The following is a 14945-nucleotide window of genomic DNA, read 5'->3' as shown; positions in this document are numbered from 1 at the left end:
CTTCAATCAGACAGGGAGAGTGCTATCCTGGCCGCCGGCCCGGATGCGTCCGAAGTAGTCCGGCTGCCCCATCTGGCCGCCCTTGAGGGCCAGTTCCAGTTCGTTTTGGGCAGGGTCGTCGGAATGCGCTTTGTTGAGGGCAGCGCCGGGCACGGTGGCGGCCAGAGCCGTCAGCGCGTAGACGCCCATGGCGAGCGCCGCATGGCTCGACGTATCGCCACCCGCGATAATGCCGCGACGCAGAGCAGCCTCGGCGAGCGTCGCCTTCAGGATGCGCCCGAGGCCCGCCCCAATACGGTCGTTCACTGTTTCTAGGTCAACACCGGCCGCCTCCGCCGCGGGACGCAGACCCTGCACGGCGGGGTCGTCCGGCCCGCGGGCGGTGTAGAGGATGGGGCTTTGCCCCTCCCCCAGCACGGCGAGTGCGGCAGCGATGCCGCGCGCCACCTCCCCATTCCAGGCGGCGTCGTCCACCGCGCGTGTCGCGTCCAGCGGAAGGGTGCGGAAGCCATGCGCCTCTGCCCAATCGAGCTGCTCTGCCGTCACCGGGGAACACGAGCCTGAAACCCCCACAACCTGATCGACCGGCGTGGTGACGGGCGGCTTCTCGACGGGCGCGAGAAGGCCGCAGGCCTGGAAATGGGCGATCAGGGCATATTCCAGCCCCTGGCTGCCGACCGCAAATTGCAGTGGTGCGCGATGCTGCCAGACGAGACGTCCGGTTTCGGCAAGAGTTTCATCATCAACGATGTCGAGAGATAGGATCTCGGCACCGGCGGCGCGCCCATCCGCAAGCACCTGATCCGTCCTGCCCTGCTTCATGGCGACGAAATCGACCACCGCGATGCGGCGCGCCGTCTGTTCTGCCAGATGCAGGCCGAGATCCGCCTCGTGCATCGGCGTCACCGGATGCCGGCTCATCGTCGGATGCCGGTCGAGCCGGAAGCCACGACCCGCGACGGTCGCGAAGAGATTGCCGAAGGCCTGATAGCGGTGGATGGCGGGCGCCGCGGTCACGAGCGGCACCCAGGCACAGCCGAAGATCTCCTGGCCAATGTCGATCGCCCTGCCAATCGAGCCCACATGCGGCGCGGAATCAAAGGTCGAGCAGATCTTGTAATGCAGGATGGGCGCCCCGGTCTCGCGCAAGGCGTGATAGAGTGCAGGCAGATGATCCTGCATCCAGGCAGGTGACTGGGAGCGCGCGATGCCGGCGATCCCGATGCCACGAATACCGGGGAAGCGGGCCAGCTGTGCGGCCGTCGGCGGGGCGAAGAACAGCACGGCCGGCAAGCCCGCGAAGGTCATCGCTTCCATCGTTGCCGCAGCACCCGTGAAATCGTCGCCATAGAAGGCGACGAGCGGACCTTCGGGCAGTGCTGTCGTGCTCACGACACCCCCGTCTTGCCGAAGGCCTCGATGGACTGAGCGAGTTCCCGATGCGCGCGGGCATAGATTTCAAGCGGAACACCTTGCACCGCGGCCTCCCAGGCCTGGGTGATCGCACGCACGCCGGCGCCCGGGCCGCCCGGATGGCCCATGATGCCGCCGCCGCCAAGATATAGGAGATCGACCGAACCGCCGTTGCGCGCATAAGTCTCGGGCGCTTGGCCACCCCATTGGCCGGAGCCGACGACGGGCAAAGGCCGGTCGGAGGGGTCGACCAGTGGTGTCATGCAGTCCTGGAAGGATTGCAGGAAGCTCTCATCCGGCTCCCAGTATTTGGCACCGATGCCGTTGATCTGAAACTGATCGACGCCGAGCAGACGCCACAGCTGCTGATAGACGCCGAAGGAGAGACCAAGATCGGGATGACGCGTCAGCATGTCCCACTGGCTGCGATGGGCATGCAGGATCAGGCGTGAACGCTTCCGCAGATACATCATGGCGCCATAGCCGAGCGCGTTGATGTTGATGACGGCCGCAGTGCCGCCGGCTTCCGCCACAATGTCGTGATGCCGCATCATGGTGTCGGGATCGGCCGAGGAGATGCCGAAGGCATAGAGCACTCGCTTGCCGGTCTTCTGCTCATGGTCTTTCAGCACCGGCATCACCGCCCGGACCCGCGCCTCCAACGGCGCATAGCCTGGGTTCATCATTTTCTCATCGTCCTTGATGAAGTCGACACCCGCCTCCACCAGCTCCTTGGTGACTGCGGCGGTATCCTCGGGTGAGAGCCCCAGCGCCGGCTTGATGATGCTGCCGATCAACGGGCGGCCATAGACGTTGGAGAGCCGGCGCGAGCCCTCGATGCCGAATTGCGGACCAGGATGCGCGCGGATGAAGTCCGGCGGCAGCGTCATGCCCACGATGCGCACGCCCGAGAGGCCGCGCACGGAGAAAACGCCGCCGAAGGCGATCGTCGTGAGCGCTGCGATGTCGGTGCCAATAACATCGAGCGGGAAATCGATGTCGACATCGGCGCGCTTGTAGGGGCGCGGATCGTCCGACGTGACGCGATCCTGCGGGAAGCTCGGCCGCTCATAAGAGTCGAGCACACGCAGCGCCACCACCCGCGCCGCACAGCGTGCCTTGAGGTCGGGTGTTTCACCCGGCACCGGCACGAAGGTGCCCGTGGTCTGGTCGCTCGCGATCTTCTCCGCCATGCGGTGGAGATCGCCCGGCGTTTCGATGCGGTAGGTGAGACGAATGAACGCCATCAGGCACTCTCCTGCGCGGGCTTGGGCGCCGCCTTCCTGACCCTTCGCCCCTTCACACCACCGGCGAGGGACAGCACCAGGATGACGACGACACCCTGCACGATATCCTGCATGCCGGAGGGCAATCCCGCCACCTGCATGGTGGCGACGATCAGCACCAGCAGCAGGCAGCCGAAGAGCGTGCCGAGGGCGGTGGAGGCGCCGCCCATGATGAGCGATCCTCCCAGGACGACGGCGCCCAGGGACTGTAGGAGATAGGGCGAGCCCATGCCGAGGAAGGCACCGCCGACATAGGCCTGCAGCAGCAGCCCATCGATCGCGGCGAGCATCGCGCTGATCACGAAGGTGGCGGCGACGATGCGCGTGACCCTGAGGCCGGCGAGATAGGCGGCGCGGCTGTTCTGGCCGACCGCCGACAGCGTGCGGCCGTAAACGAGCTTGCCCAGCACCAGGCTGGCCCCGAGGACGGCGATGACCGCAACGATCGCGACCACCGGCAGAGCGCCGAGCTTCGCGGTCGTCAGCCACTTCAGGGTCGGGCTCACGCCGTAGCTCACCAGTGCACGGTTGGCGAAGAGATTGGCGGTGGCGAGAATATAGCCGGTGGCGAGGGTCGCGATGATGGCCGGAATGCGGAAGGCCAGCACCAGCACGGCGTTGACGACCCCGACGGAGAGCCCGATAGCGATCGCAACCAGCACGCCCATCCAGAGGTTCCCGTCATTCCCTTTGATGAGAATGGCGCTGAGATAGGCGCTGAGCGTCAGCACGTTCGGTATGGACAGATCGATGTTGCCGCGCCCCGCGGTGATGACGAACATCTGGCCCAGGCCTGCGAGCGCCAGGAAGGAGGCCGAGATGGCCACGCCCGAGAGGCTTTGCAACGAAAAGCGGCTGGTAATGACCGAGAGCACGAGCCAGAGCAGCACCACGCCCAGCAGCGACCAGATCCAGCGGTTGCGCTGTATCCAGTCGAGGGTGCGTCCGTGACCCGGCTCCATCATGCTTCCTCCCGTCGCGCCAGAAGCGTGCGCAGCGCAAGCACGCCGAGCAGCAGCAGCCCCTGCACCGCGCCGTTGTAGTCGGTACTCACGTTGAGCGCGCCGAGCAGCGCACCGATGAGGGAGAGCAGCACCGCGCCCGCCACCACGCCCCAGGGTGCCAGTACACCGCCCAGCAGGGTGCAGCCGCCGATCACGACAGCCGCGACGCTCGAGAGGGTAAAGGGGCCGCCCACGTTGATGTCGCTCGCGGTATTGACGGCAGTCAACACGAGGCCGGCGACGGTCGCGAAGAGGGAGGCGAGCGCGTAGCGGATCATGCCGTAGCGGAGCGTCGACCAGCCGCTGCGCACGAGTGCCGGTGCGTTGTTGCCGAAACCGCGCAGAACCACGCCGAGCGGCGCTCGATCGACCGCGACGGCGAGCAACGCGAAGACCAGGATGATGATGAGCGAGGTCGGGATGCCGGGCACCGTCCAGGCGAAAAGCGCCGTCAGCCAATCCGGGCTGCTGCCCCCCGGTGATGGCTGCAGCGAATAGCCGGTTCCCATCCAGACGAAGGAGGCCCCGAGCGTCACCACGATTGCGGGGATGTGGCGCAGGCGGATCAGTGCACCGAGCAGGCTGTAGACGATGAAAGCGAGCAGGATGGCGCCGATGCCGAGCAGCGGCTGGTCCACGAGAAGCGTGGCACTCAGCACGTTGACGAGGCCGGCAAAGGCGCCGATGCCGAGATCGATCTCGCTGCCGCCTACCACGAACATCTGGCCGAGCGCGACCAGCACGAGGGCGATGGATGAGCTGAGCAGCAGATCCAGGCCGAAGACGCTCGCGGTGCGGTGGTTCACGAGCATCATGACGGCGAGCATGACGATGAGGCTCGCGAAAGGAGCGGCGCGCACGAGAGTGCGACCCCAATCTCGCCGGCGTTCGGTTGACCGGTCCCGTTGCGTGCCCTGGCCCATCTGATCCGCGAAGGAGGCACCGATGATCGCATCCTCGGTGATTTCCTCGCGGCGCAATTCACGCAGGATGCGGCCCTGACTGAAGACGAGCACGCGGTCGCATTCAAGAAATTCGAGATCTTCGGTGGATAGCCAGACGACGAGGCGGCCATGCCCGGCCGCCTGGGCGAAGAGCCGATAGAAATCCGCCTTCGCGGCGACATCGACGCCGCGCGTCGGATCGTCGAGGAGGATGGTGGGGGAATCGCTGACGAGGGCGCGCCCGACCAGCGCCTTCTGCTGATTGCCACCCGAGAGATCGAGGATGTTGGAGGTGAAGCGTCCGCGGTCCAGTCGCAGCTGCTCGGCGGCATCGCGAATGGCGCTCTCGTCCTCCGCGCGGGCGAAGGGCGCGAGGGCGAAGCGCTGCCCTACCCGGCCGATATCGATATTGGCGAAGACGTTCCAGAAGGAGAAGACGCCCTCGCGCTGCCGGTCTCCGGAGACGAAGCTGACCTCGCCCATGCGCTCGATGCGGCTGCCATCGGTGGTGCGGCCCGAAAAGAGCGCGTGCAGAAATTCCTTCTGGCCCGCGCCTTCGAGACCGGCAAGGCCGACGATCTCACCGGCATGCAGCACCAGCGCCTCGCCCAGCGCCGCGACCGCGGGACCGGTGATGCGCAGGCGTGCCGGCCCGGCGGCTGCCACCTCACCATGGGCGCGGCGCAGGGCGGCATGGGCGCTGCCGCCCATGGCCTCGACCATCGCCTCGATCGTGATCTCCGCGCGCGTCCCCGTGCGTGCCACACGACCGTTGCGCAGCACCATCACCTGCGTTGCAACGTCCACGACCTCGTGCAGCTTGTGGCTGATGAAGATGGTGGCGAGCCCTTCCTCTGCTCGGCTGTGGATGAAGGCGCGCAGTTGCCGGCTGCGTTCGAGGTCAAGCGAGGAGGTCGGCTCGTCGAGGATCAGCACCCGCACCTCGGGCGCGGTTGCGGCGCGGGCGATTTCTACCATCTGCCGATGACCGATGGACAAATCTTCAATCCTGCGGTCGACGTCGATGCCATTGCCGGGGAAGACGAGATCGAGCGCGCGCCGCGCCCGGGCGCGGTAGCCGCGCCGCCATCCCGGCACCGGCCTCGCGAGATCCGGCGCCTCCAGGAAGAAATTCTCCGCAACCGTCAGATTGCCGCAGAGCGACAGCTCCTGATGGACGATGCGGATGCCGTGCGCCTGGGCGGCGGATGGGTCCCAGCCGTCGAAGCGCGCAGGCACCCCGTCCAATTCGAGCCGGCCGGAATCGGGCTGCATGACGCCGCAGAGCTGACGCATCAAGGTGCTCTTGCCGGCGCCATTGCCACCAACCAGCCCGACCACGTCTCCGGCGACGACGACGAGGGACACGCGGTCATTGGCGAGGGTCGACCCGAAGCCCTTGCTGACGTCGTAGAGGGCGACGATGGGTGCGCCGCCGCGCACCTCGGTCGTCGGTACGGTGGCAGCGGGTGCCACCGTCTCCGCGGGATTGGCTCTCATGCGTCCCTTCCGCTCCCGCCGCTGCGGATCAGTTCTTCTGGCTGAGCAGATGCGTCTTCACCCAATCCTGCGAATAGCTCGGGCTGACGATGATGTTCGGCGGCAGGTCGGCATATTGCGCGAGATTGGCGGCATCAACGGTCGCCACGGGCATGATGAGCGTCTTGGGCACATGGGCACCCTTGACGATGTCGAGCGTCAGCCAGAAGGCTGCACCGCCGATTCCCGGCGTCGTGTTCATCGAAATCGTCTGATAGCCATTGGCCTTGTTTTCGGCCGCCCACCAGCGGATGAAGTTGGAGCTGCCGCCGCCCTCGATCACGGGCATATGGCCGGTGTACTGACCGCCGGCCTGCACGAAAGCCTGGGCATCGCCATAGTCGTCACCCCCCTGGCCGAGCACGGCATCCACCTTCGGCAGGCTGGGCAGGACATTGGCAATGGCGGATTGCGCGACCGATGCGCTGCACTGGCCGAAGACGGTGGCAACGACCTTCACGTCGGGGTTCTGCTTCAGCACCGCGAGTTGGGCGTTGTACATCGCCACGTCCGGCGCCGAGCCTTTCACGCCGCGGACGAGGATGATGTTGCCCTTGTGATGGATCATATCCATCACCTTCTCGGCCTGCGTTGTCTTGTAGCCGGTGAAGTCGAAGTTCAGCTGCGTGTTGCAGGGGGCGGAGGCGATGGAATCGAAGGACACCACCTTGATGCCGGCGCGGCAGGCCTTCTGGATGACGCCGTTCTCGGCGGTTTCGGACGCCGCGTCGATGGCGATGGCATCCACGCCCTTGAGGATCAGTTCCGCAATCTGGCTGTTCTGCTGGCTGACGCTGCCATCGCCATTGAGGATGACGTAATCGGCGATCTGGCCATCCGCCTTGGCTTGCTTGGCGGCCGCTTCAAAGGCGTCGACCATCTGGTGGCGCCAGATATTGCCGTAGAAGGCGTTGGCCAGCGCGATGACCGGCTTGTCGGGGGAGGCCATGGCCGGTGCAGCCGCGGCCGCGAGGCCAGCCAGCAGCGCCACACCGGACGCGATCAAGGTCTTCAGCCTCATGAAGCAGATCCTCCTGGATGATGCCCGGTTTTCCGTCCGGGTCTGATCTTGTGCCCATCGCCCAAGGCGATCAGGTCAGCAGCTCATTATACCAGTTCGAGGAGAACGAAAAGCCCCTTGAAGCTCGCCTTTTTGTTCAGCCGAGGAACAGCCCGCCGATTCCGCCCAGCACGCCGAAGGCGCAGGTAATGGTGCAGACGATGGCGACGAGCCACAGGTAGCCACCCTTCAGGCGCTGAGCTTCGGGCAAGGTGACCATTGCCAGCCGCACGAGGAAGCCCAGCACGATCGGCAGCAGCAAGGCGTTCATCACCTGGACGCCCACGTTCAGGCTGACGAGATTGGGGGCGAGACCGACGCCAAGGGCCCCGCCGACAACGCAGAGGGCATAGACCCCGTAGAACCAGCGCGCCTTCAACGGGTGGTATTCGAGCGAGCGGCGATAGCCGGACACTTCACCGAGGCCCCAGGCGAGCGCGAGGGAGGCGACGATAGCGGCGATGAGCGCCGCGCCCAGAACGCCGAGGGCGAAGATGATCCGCCCCATCTCGGCACCGAGATAGGGCGTCATCGCCTGGCTCATGTCGCCGACCGTCGCGAGAGAGGCCGTCGGGGCGTGCGGGCGGATGGACGCGGCGGCCGCCACCAGCACCGCCGCCATCACCAGCTGGGTAATCACCGCGCCCACCGCCGTATCCAGCCGCGCCGCGCGGAAGTGGCCCGGCTTGAGCCGTTTATCGGCCACTGCCGACTGCTGATAGAAGACCATCCACGGCATGATCACGGCGCCGATATTGGCGGCGACCAAATACTCGTATTGAGGATCGAAGAGCGGCATGCGGAGCGATTCGCGCAGCATGAGCGCAGGGTCAGGCTTCGCCGCCCAGGCGACGAAGAAGAAGGCCAGCTCGAACAGCCCGATGATGAGGGCGAGGCGTTCCACGCGCTTGTAGGAACCGGTGACGACGATCGCGAGCAGGGCAGCGGCCGCGAGAGACAGCGAACACCAATGCGGGACGCCGAAGAGATCCCCGACCCCGGCGACGCCAGAAAATTCCGTGAGCAGGGCACCGATCGTGGCAATGCCGAGGCCGGCCGCGGACACCCAGGCCCAAGCAGGCCCGAAGGCCTCGCGGATCAGTTCGCCATGGCCTTTGCCCGTAAAGATGCCGAGCCGGACGGTCAGCTCCTGCACGATATAGAGCACGGGGATCAGGATGATCTGCGGCAGCAGCAGCTTGTAGCCCCACTGCACCCCGCTCTGCCCCGCCGTGATGATGGACCCGACATCGGTATCCGCCAGCATTACGACCAGCCCTGGCCCGAAAACCGCGAGCAGCGGAATGCGGCTGTGCCACCTGCCCTGAGGCTTGGCGTCAGGCTGGCTCGAAGGGATCGACATCGGCGGCCGCGCCTCTTATCGGCAGTTGCGAGTGAGACGCACCTTTAGAGAGCGGCGCGCAGGCTGTAAAATCCGCGCCGCGACCGCCCTAAGCCGCGGCAGGCTTGACGAAGATCTCTTCGCCGATCGAGAGGGTGATGGGCCCGTCCATCATGGACCGCGCGGCCCAGAGGAAGTGCGTCATCGGGCCGGATTCGACATGCGCATCGAGGGCAGCCTGATCGATGCAGCGGCTGATCAGGCTGAAGACGGTCGGCTCGTCGCGATCTTGCACGATGCGAAATTCGACCGTGCCCGCTTCCCCGTCCCGCACGCTTTCGGCGAGATCGAGCAAGGCTTCACGAATGGCGCGGTCATAGCCCGGCCGAGCGCGGAGGATGGCGGTGTGGGCGATCATGCCTGCACACAACCATAGCTTGACGTCGCGGCAAAGGCCGGGGGCTCAGCTCCGGCCCTCACGCAGACGCAGGAACTCGACGATCGGGGCGACCATGTATTTCTGGATGGCGGAACCCGTCTGGCCGAGCAGACGATGAAGGTGGGGGTTTCTCTTATGCATCATGCTTCTCCTCGCTGCGGTGGCGGGAACTCCCGCCCCTTTGCTGCGGCGCAACATAGCACAAGATGCGCCTTGATCAAGCGTTATTGCGATTTATGCTCGCTATAACGAACATATCTGATCCCGACGTCGATCAGGGAATCAGCCGATCCGCCCGCAGCTGAGCGAAGAGATCGAAGAAGGCGTCGTCCGTCGGCTGATAGCCGGTGAAGCCGAGCCGCCGGCTCTTCGACATGTCGGTGACGACTTCGAGCGGCCGGCCGAGATCGGCATCCGTGTGCCAGGGGGACGCCAGGCGCCCGAGGTCCGGCTCGGCAAGGCCCTCCCGCTCCGCAATGCGCCGCCAGAGGGGCGCGTCCTCCGCCATCTGCTGTTCCAGCGGGCGGACCTCACCGGTGAAGGCCGCCGGCTCGAGGGCGAACCAGCTGGCGATCCGGCCCCACATCCAGTTCCAGCGGAAAATGTCGCCATTGACGACGTTGAAGGCTTGGTTGGCGGCCGCCGGTGTTTCTGCCGCCCAGAGCAGATGCTGAGCGAGCAGTCGGGCGTCGGTCATATCCGTCAGCCCCGCCCATTGCGCCGGTGACCCTGGGAAATAGAAGGGCCGGCCGATTTCACGGCAGAGCGTGGCGTAGACCGCGAGCGTGGTGCCCATGTTCATGGCATTGCCCACGGCCTTGCCGATGACGGTGTGTGGCCGATGGACGCTCCAGGTGAAGCCATCTCGCGCGGCGGCCGCGAACACCTCGTCCTCCTGCGCATAGTAGAAATTCTCGATCTCGAGCCGGCCTTGTTCCTCGCGGAAGGGGGTCTGCGGCAGGCGGCCTTTGCCATAGCTTTCGAAGGGCCCGAGATAGTGCTTCAAGCCCGTGACCAGCGCGACGTGCCGAGGACCTTCGGCCGGGCGCAGCCCTGCGAGCAGGTTCCGCACCATGGCGCTGTTGACGCGAATGTTCTCGGCCTCGCTGTCCTGCCTCAGCCAAGTCGTGATGAAGACCGCCTGCGGCCGGATGTCACGCAAGGCGGCGGCGGTTGCTGCCGCGTCCTGCAGATCGGCGGCGAGGGGCAATACTCCGGGCTGCGCCTCCGGCCGCCGCGCGAGGCCGTGGACCGCCCAGCCTTGCCGGGCGAGAAGAGATGCCGTCGCGCTCCCGATGATTCCGCTTGCGCCCACCACCAAAGCCGTGCCTGCCATTGTCGCCTCCTTGTTGGTGGCATGTAGCTAAGGGCTTGCCATGGCAGCGTCCAGACGGCACCCAAAGGGGACATAGACACCATAAGGTACCCAGTGACCGAGCCAGACCCGATGGAAGAGGAGTGGCGGGAGGACTGCGCGCCCCGCCGCGTTCTCGCACTCTTCGCGACGAAATGGACCAGCATGGTCCTGCACACGCTGCACGCGCGCCACGGCGGCGCGGCGCGTACCGGGGTGCTGCAGCGCAGCCTGCCGGGGATTTCCAAGAAGATGATGACGCAGACTCTGCGCGAGATGGAAACGAGAGGTCTCGTCAGCCGCGATGTGCGGGGGACCATCCCGCCTGCCGTGGAGTATCGGCTGACCGCGCTCGGGCAGCGCTTCGTCGAGCCGGTGGAACTTCTCTATGGCTGGGGGCGCGAGAATGCCGATGCGCTCGACCAGCTCGGAGGCAGGCGGCGAACTCGCCCCTCTGGCGGGACGAAGGACGACGCATGAGGAAGCGGCGGCTTCACCCGCTGCGCGGCGTGAGGCTGTTCATGGCCTGCACTGTCTGCGCGAAGGAGTGAACATTGGCGCCGGAGCCGAGGCCGGTCGCGACCAGCGCTGCCGTCGCGGTCGCGAAGCGGGCGCAGGCCTCGAGCTCCCACCCTTTGACGAGACCCATAATGAAACCGGCCGAATAGGCATCCCCGCAGCCGGTCGTATCGCGCACCGCGACCTCGAACGCCGGCATGTGGAAGGCCCGGCCGTCACGCGCCGCGACCCAGGAGCCCTGGGCGCCGAGCGAAATCGCGCAGACCTCGGCGCCCTTGTCGATGAAGAAGCGGGCGCAGGCCGCCGGATCCTCGGTGCCGGCCATGACGCTCGCCTCATCAATGCTCGGCATGAAGACGTCGACATGCGGCATCAGGGGTTCGACCAGAGAGAGGGTTTCCGGCTGGGCCGCGATGAGGTCGAAGGTTGTGCGCCGGCCTGCCGCCTTGGCGGCCTTGAGGAAGGCCGCGGTCGGCGTGCCATCCATCTGCGCGAGCAGCCCGGTGCCGCCAAAATGGACGATGCGCGCATCAAGCGCCCGCGCCTGCATCTCCGGCGAGATCACGAAGTGGTCCGACGCGCCGCGCACGTGCAAGGCGGGGCGCGACCCGTCGGGACGGATGGCGAGGATGGTCGACGCCGTGAGGCAATTCTCGACCCGCTGCATGACGCTGGTGTCGATCTGGGCTTTGGCCAGGGCATCCAGCAGCCAGTCCGCCTTCTCGTCCGCGCCGACGGCGCCGACCGCGAGCGTCTTCAGCCCCATGCGCGCGCAGGGCACGGCCGTACCACCGGCAGTGCCGGCGACGGTGAGGCGGATCTCCTCGATGAAAGTGACCTGCCCGCCCGGCGGAATCTCCTGCACCGGGACGCCGAGAACGTCGAGGATATAGAGGCCGGAGACGCTCACATCATACTGGGGCATTGGCTTCGCTTTCGAGCAGGCGGAGACGGACGAGACCGAGCATCTTATGGCCGAGCCGATGCTTCAAGAGGCTGGCAGGGCCGATGGCGCAGCACGCGCGGCTCATGGTAGCCTGGGTCAACAATCAAATGAGGGGGCTTCCGTGGAAGCATTGAACCGTTTCGGCCTTGCGGGCCGTGTGGCCATGGTGACCGGGGGCGCCCGGGGGATCGGGCAGGCGGTGGCAGAACTCGCGGCCGCGACCGGGGCGGACATCGCGATCGTCGACATGCTGGAACCCCTGGCGCAGGAGACGGCTCAAGCGATCGCCGCCCGCACCGGACGGCGGGTGCAGGCTTTCCCCGGCGATCTGACCGAGCCCGAGACTGCGGCGCGGGTGACGGCGGAGGCCGTTGCCGCCTTCGGACGGATTGACGTGCTGTTCAACTGTATCGGCATCAATCCGAATACTGACGTGTTGGACATCCCGCCCGAGGAATGGCGCCGGGTGATCGACGTCAACGTCAATGGGCAGTTCTTCATCGCCCAGGCGGTGGCCCGTCACATGGCGGAGCGCGGCGGCGGCGCCATCGTCGCCATCGGCTCCAATTCCGGCTGCATCGTCGACCGGCCGCAGCCCCAAGCGCATTACAACACCTCCAAGGCGGCAGTTCATCAGATGATCAAATCGCTCGCCGTCGAACTCGCGCCAAAGAAGATTCGCGTGAACGCAGTGGCGCCGGGCTACGTCATGACGGAGTTGACGAAGCGCGGCATGTCCAATCCCGAATGGCTGCCGATCTGGGTAGACTCGACACCGATTGGGCGCTTGGGCACGCCAGAGGAAGTGGCGAACGTCATGCTGTTCCTCGCTTCCGATGCGGCGAGCTATATGACGGGCTCGATCCTTCTGGTGGATGGCGGCTATTGCTGCTGGTGACGGTGCCCCTGGCATTGAGCCGAGCGACGGAGAGGTGGTGATGAAAGTGGGGATCGCACTCGTGATGCTGGGTTGCAGCGCAGCCGCCGCTCATGCCCAGCCGGTTCAGGGCTTCTACGTCTCCGGCGCAGCCGGCACCACGCTGCCTGGCTCGAGTGACATCAGCGTCGGGCGCGGCGTGGCCGGGTCCGACGCGCCCGACGGCGCGAATACCGCCGCCTCGGCCAATGCCCAGATCAACGAGGGTTTCGGCACTGCGCAAAGCGGCAGCGCCGGCTGGGGCCTGGGCAACGGCGTGCGGGTGGAAGTGCAGGGGCTGCACACGCAATCGGCCAATGGCAGCCCCTAGGGGTGGCGCGGTCTCGACCTCTTGCACGCAGAAGGCACCTGCCGATCGTCGATAGCTAAAGTGGCTTCCTACTGAAGCCCGGTAGCGCCCGAAGCTCATCACCCGGGTGCCGATGGTGCGATCTGGAAAGTAAAGACCCAGATCGTGGGATTATCAGCAATAGCCGGCGCTATCTCGAGATCCCGATCGGGGCCTTGGAGAAGCCGCCCGGGATGTGCCGTTCATGGCGGCACGGGGGGGAAAGAACTGCCGCATCTCTTCCACCAACGCAGCATGTTCAGCGAGGGTGGTGTTCGGACCGACACCCTGCGGATCGACCGTCACGTCATTCTCGATGGGACCAGACAGATCGATGACTTTCGTGATATTTCTCGGACAGAGCGGCGCGGGTGAGCGCTTCGGCATCTGCATCAGCGGCAAATCCGAGACGAAGCGCCGGTGATGCGTCAAGCGCGGGCAGCGACCCAAACAGTCGAGTGATGTTGGCGTCATCCCCCCAGGCGACATCGGGCGTCCGACCCGTTACACGCCCGATCGCGACAGCAATCTCATCGATCCGTGCGTGCAGCACCGGCAACTGGATGACGGCCGAGGTCGTCTCGGCCACCGTGGCCGCATGAATGAGCGCCGTGATCGCCGCCTCGCGCGACATCCACCAGCAGCGTGCGGAGGCCGGAACCGGGCAGGCGAAAGACGCACCGGCAGCGATCTTGTGAAAGATCTGGCTCATAAATGCCGACCCGTGTCCGGTCTCGGCGGGCGGGCGCGCGACGATGCCCGGCAGCCGGAGACTGACGGCCGCGAGATTACCCCGACGAGCGAGATCGGCGAGAAATATCTCCATCATCCACTTATGTGCGCCGTAACTGAGCGCCGGGCGGCAGGGCGTCTGCGGGCGGACCATGTCATCAGTCAGGTTACCATACACGGCGATCGACGAAGCGAAGATGAAGCGCGCACGGGTCCGTCGTTCTGCAACCAATCGCGCGAGCGCGAGCGGCGCCATGACATTAGCGGTGAAACCGGCCTCGGCTTCTCGCTCGGCGAGTGAACCCGGAAGGCTGGCCAGATGAAAAATGAGATCGAAGCCCGGCTCGATCAATCCGGCAACAAAGCGCGGGTCAGCGAGATCTCCGACAAGAGCTTCCACGCCGCCCGGTAAGGATCCAGTGAAGGCACGGTCGGTGGCGACGAGCCTGCTGAGGCTTGGCATCTCTTGCGCGAGCCGGTCGATGAGGCCGCGACCGAGGAATCCGGCGGCGCCGGTGACGAGCACTCGCATCAGGCTGTCGTCACGCGCCGGTCGATCACGCCCAAGGGGACAGACTGATCCGGCAGCCGCGCTTCGATATCGCGCGCAACGCCCCACGACTGACCATCCGCACTCCCAGCGTCACAGCCGGCGCGTCTCATGTCTCGCACCCTCCGTTTCAGTCTTGTCGGGCCGCGAGAGCTGCCGCGATCTCCGGCGCATAGACGCCTGCAATCAAGACGAAGAGCATGCGGCACGGTCTGCCGGATCGGTTTGCCCAAGCGTGATTGGTCCCACGCTGCACGACGACCGAGCCCGGCTTGAGATGGACCTCGCCGTCATCAAGGACTAGCGTCATCTCCCCGTCTATGACGATACCGTAATCGACGGACTCCGTCCGGTGCATCAGCGGATGTGGCGAGGTTTTCGTCACAGTCGAAGCATGGCGATCGCCGATCTCCGCAAAGGCTTCGCCCATGCGGCCGGCACCATGCGCAAGAAACTCTTTGAACCGCACCGGGTTTCCCGGAGGCCATTTGGTTTAAGTTACGCGGCTAAGGACATGGCCTCAAGGCTGGCATAGTAGCGTGCTTCGGCCTC

At 65.9% G+C, this 14945-nt stretch carries 14 protein-coding genes; 3 read left to right on the top strand and 11 right to left on the bottom strand.

All coding sequences use genetic code 11. The features are described 5' to 3' along the window. Positions 1-6: 6 nt before the first annotated feature. From ACYQ6W_RS10540 to ACYQ6W_RS10505, 8 genes are all read right to left on the bottom strand, one after another. Positions 7-1392 carry a four-carbon acid sugar kinase family protein gene (locus ACYQ6W_RS10540; RefSeq protein WP_459675208.1) on the bottom strand — a complete coding sequence of 462 codons (1386 nt, stop codon included), beginning with the start codon at positions 1390-1392 and terminating at the stop codon, positions 7-9. After that, positions 1389-2660, bottom strand: a complete 1272-nt coding sequence (oiaX, locus tag ACYQ6W_RS10535; RefSeq protein ID WP_459675206.1) for a 3-oxo-isoapionate-4-phosphate decarboxylase OiaX — start codon at positions 2658-2660, stop codon at positions 1389-1391. Before oiaX ends, ACYQ6W_RS10540 begins: the two co-directional genes overlap by 4 nt. After that, positions 2660-3664 (bottom strand): ABC transporter permease, encoded by a 1005-nt coding sequence (locus tag ACYQ6W_RS10530; RefSeq protein ID WP_459675205.1) that lies wholly within the window; start codon positions 3662-3664, stop codon positions 2660-2662. The genes oiaX and ACYQ6W_RS10530 overlap by 1 nt, the downstream gene beginning before the upstream one ends. Then, the gene (locus ACYQ6W_RS10525) at positions 3661-6147 is read right to left on the bottom strand and encodes an ATP-binding cassette domain-containing protein (protein WP_459675204.1); all 2487 of its coding nucleotides are present in this window, start codon (positions 6145-6147) and stop codon (positions 3661-3663) included. Before ACYQ6W_RS10525 ends, ACYQ6W_RS10530 begins: the two co-directional genes overlap by 4 nt. A gap of 28 nt (positions 6148-6175) precedes the next feature. Beyond that, positions 6176-7207, bottom strand: coding sequence for a substrate-binding domain-containing protein (locus tag ACYQ6W_RS10520; RefSeq protein ID WP_459675203.1), 1032 nt, complete (start codon positions 7205-7207; stop codon positions 6176-6178). Between the two features lie 136 nt (positions 7208-7343). Continuing rightward, complete coding sequence (locus tag ACYQ6W_RS10515; protein ID WP_459675202.1) at positions 7344-8609, bottom strand: NRAMP family divalent metal transporter; 1266 nt, start codon at positions 8607-8609, stop codon at positions 7344-7346. Positions 8610-8697: 88 nt separating this feature from the next. Then, complete coding sequence (locus ACYQ6W_RS10510) at positions 8698-9006, bottom strand: putative quinol monooxygenase (RefSeq protein WP_459675201.1); 309 nt, start codon at positions 9004-9006, stop codon at positions 8698-8700. A gap of 295 nt (positions 9007-9301) precedes the next feature. Further along, positions 9302-10363 (bottom strand): SDR family oxidoreductase, encoded by a 1062-nt coding sequence (locus tag ACYQ6W_RS10505; RefSeq protein ID WP_459675200.1) that lies wholly within the window; start codon positions 10361-10363, stop codon positions 9302-9304. A 93-nt stretch (positions 10364-10456) separates the two neighbouring features. Between ACYQ6W_RS10505 and ACYQ6W_RS10500 the strand changes: the two genes are divergently transcribed. Continuing rightward, positions 10457-10861 (top strand): winged helix-turn-helix transcriptional regulator, encoded by a 405-nt coding sequence (locus ACYQ6W_RS10500; RefSeq protein WP_459675199.1) that lies wholly within the window; start codon positions 10457-10459, stop codon positions 10859-10861. A gap of 13 nt (positions 10862-10874) precedes the next feature. Here the strand turns inward: ACYQ6W_RS10500 and ACYQ6W_RS10495 are convergent, their stop codons facing one another. Further along, positions 10875-11825 carry a carbohydrate kinase family protein gene (locus ACYQ6W_RS10495; protein ID WP_459675197.1) on the bottom strand — a complete coding sequence of 317 codons (951 nt, stop codon included), beginning with the start codon at positions 11823-11825 and terminating at the stop codon, positions 10875-10877. Positions 11826-11967: 142 nt separating this feature from the next. On the opposite strand from ACYQ6W_RS10495, the gene ACYQ6W_RS10490 reads away from it, so the two are divergent. After that, on the top strand, positions 11968-12744 hold the full coding sequence (locus tag ACYQ6W_RS10490) for an SDR family NAD(P)-dependent oxidoreductase (RefSeq protein ID WP_459675194.1): 777 nt from the start codon (positions 11968-11970) through the stop codon (positions 12742-12744). Positions 12745-12784: 40 nt separating this feature from the next. Beyond that, complete coding sequence (locus ACYQ6W_RS10485) at positions 12785-13093, top strand: hypothetical protein (RefSeq protein ID WP_459675192.1); 309 nt, start codon at positions 12785-12787, stop codon at positions 13091-13093. Positions 13094-13418: 325 nt separating this feature from the next. On the opposite strand, the gene ACYQ6W_RS10480 is transcribed toward ACYQ6W_RS10485, so the two are convergent. Both ACYQ6W_RS10480 and ACYQ6W_RS10475 read right to left on the bottom strand, forming a co-directional pair. Continuing rightward, the gene (locus tag ACYQ6W_RS10480) at positions 13419-14375 is read right to left on the bottom strand and encodes an NAD-dependent epimerase/dehydratase family protein (RefSeq protein ID WP_459675191.1); all 957 of its coding nucleotides are present in this window, start codon (positions 14373-14375) and stop codon (positions 13419-13421) included. A gap of 148 nt (positions 14376-14523) precedes the next feature. After that, positions 14524-14862, bottom strand: coding sequence for a cupin domain-containing protein (locus ACYQ6W_RS10475; protein WP_459675190.1), 339 nt, complete (start codon positions 14860-14862; stop codon positions 14524-14526). Positions 14863-14945 lie beyond the last annotated feature (83 nt).

It is taken from the genome of Acidisoma sp. 7E03 (genome assembly GCF_054665075.1).
This window is presented reverse-complemented; position numbering and strand designations above follow the sequence as displayed.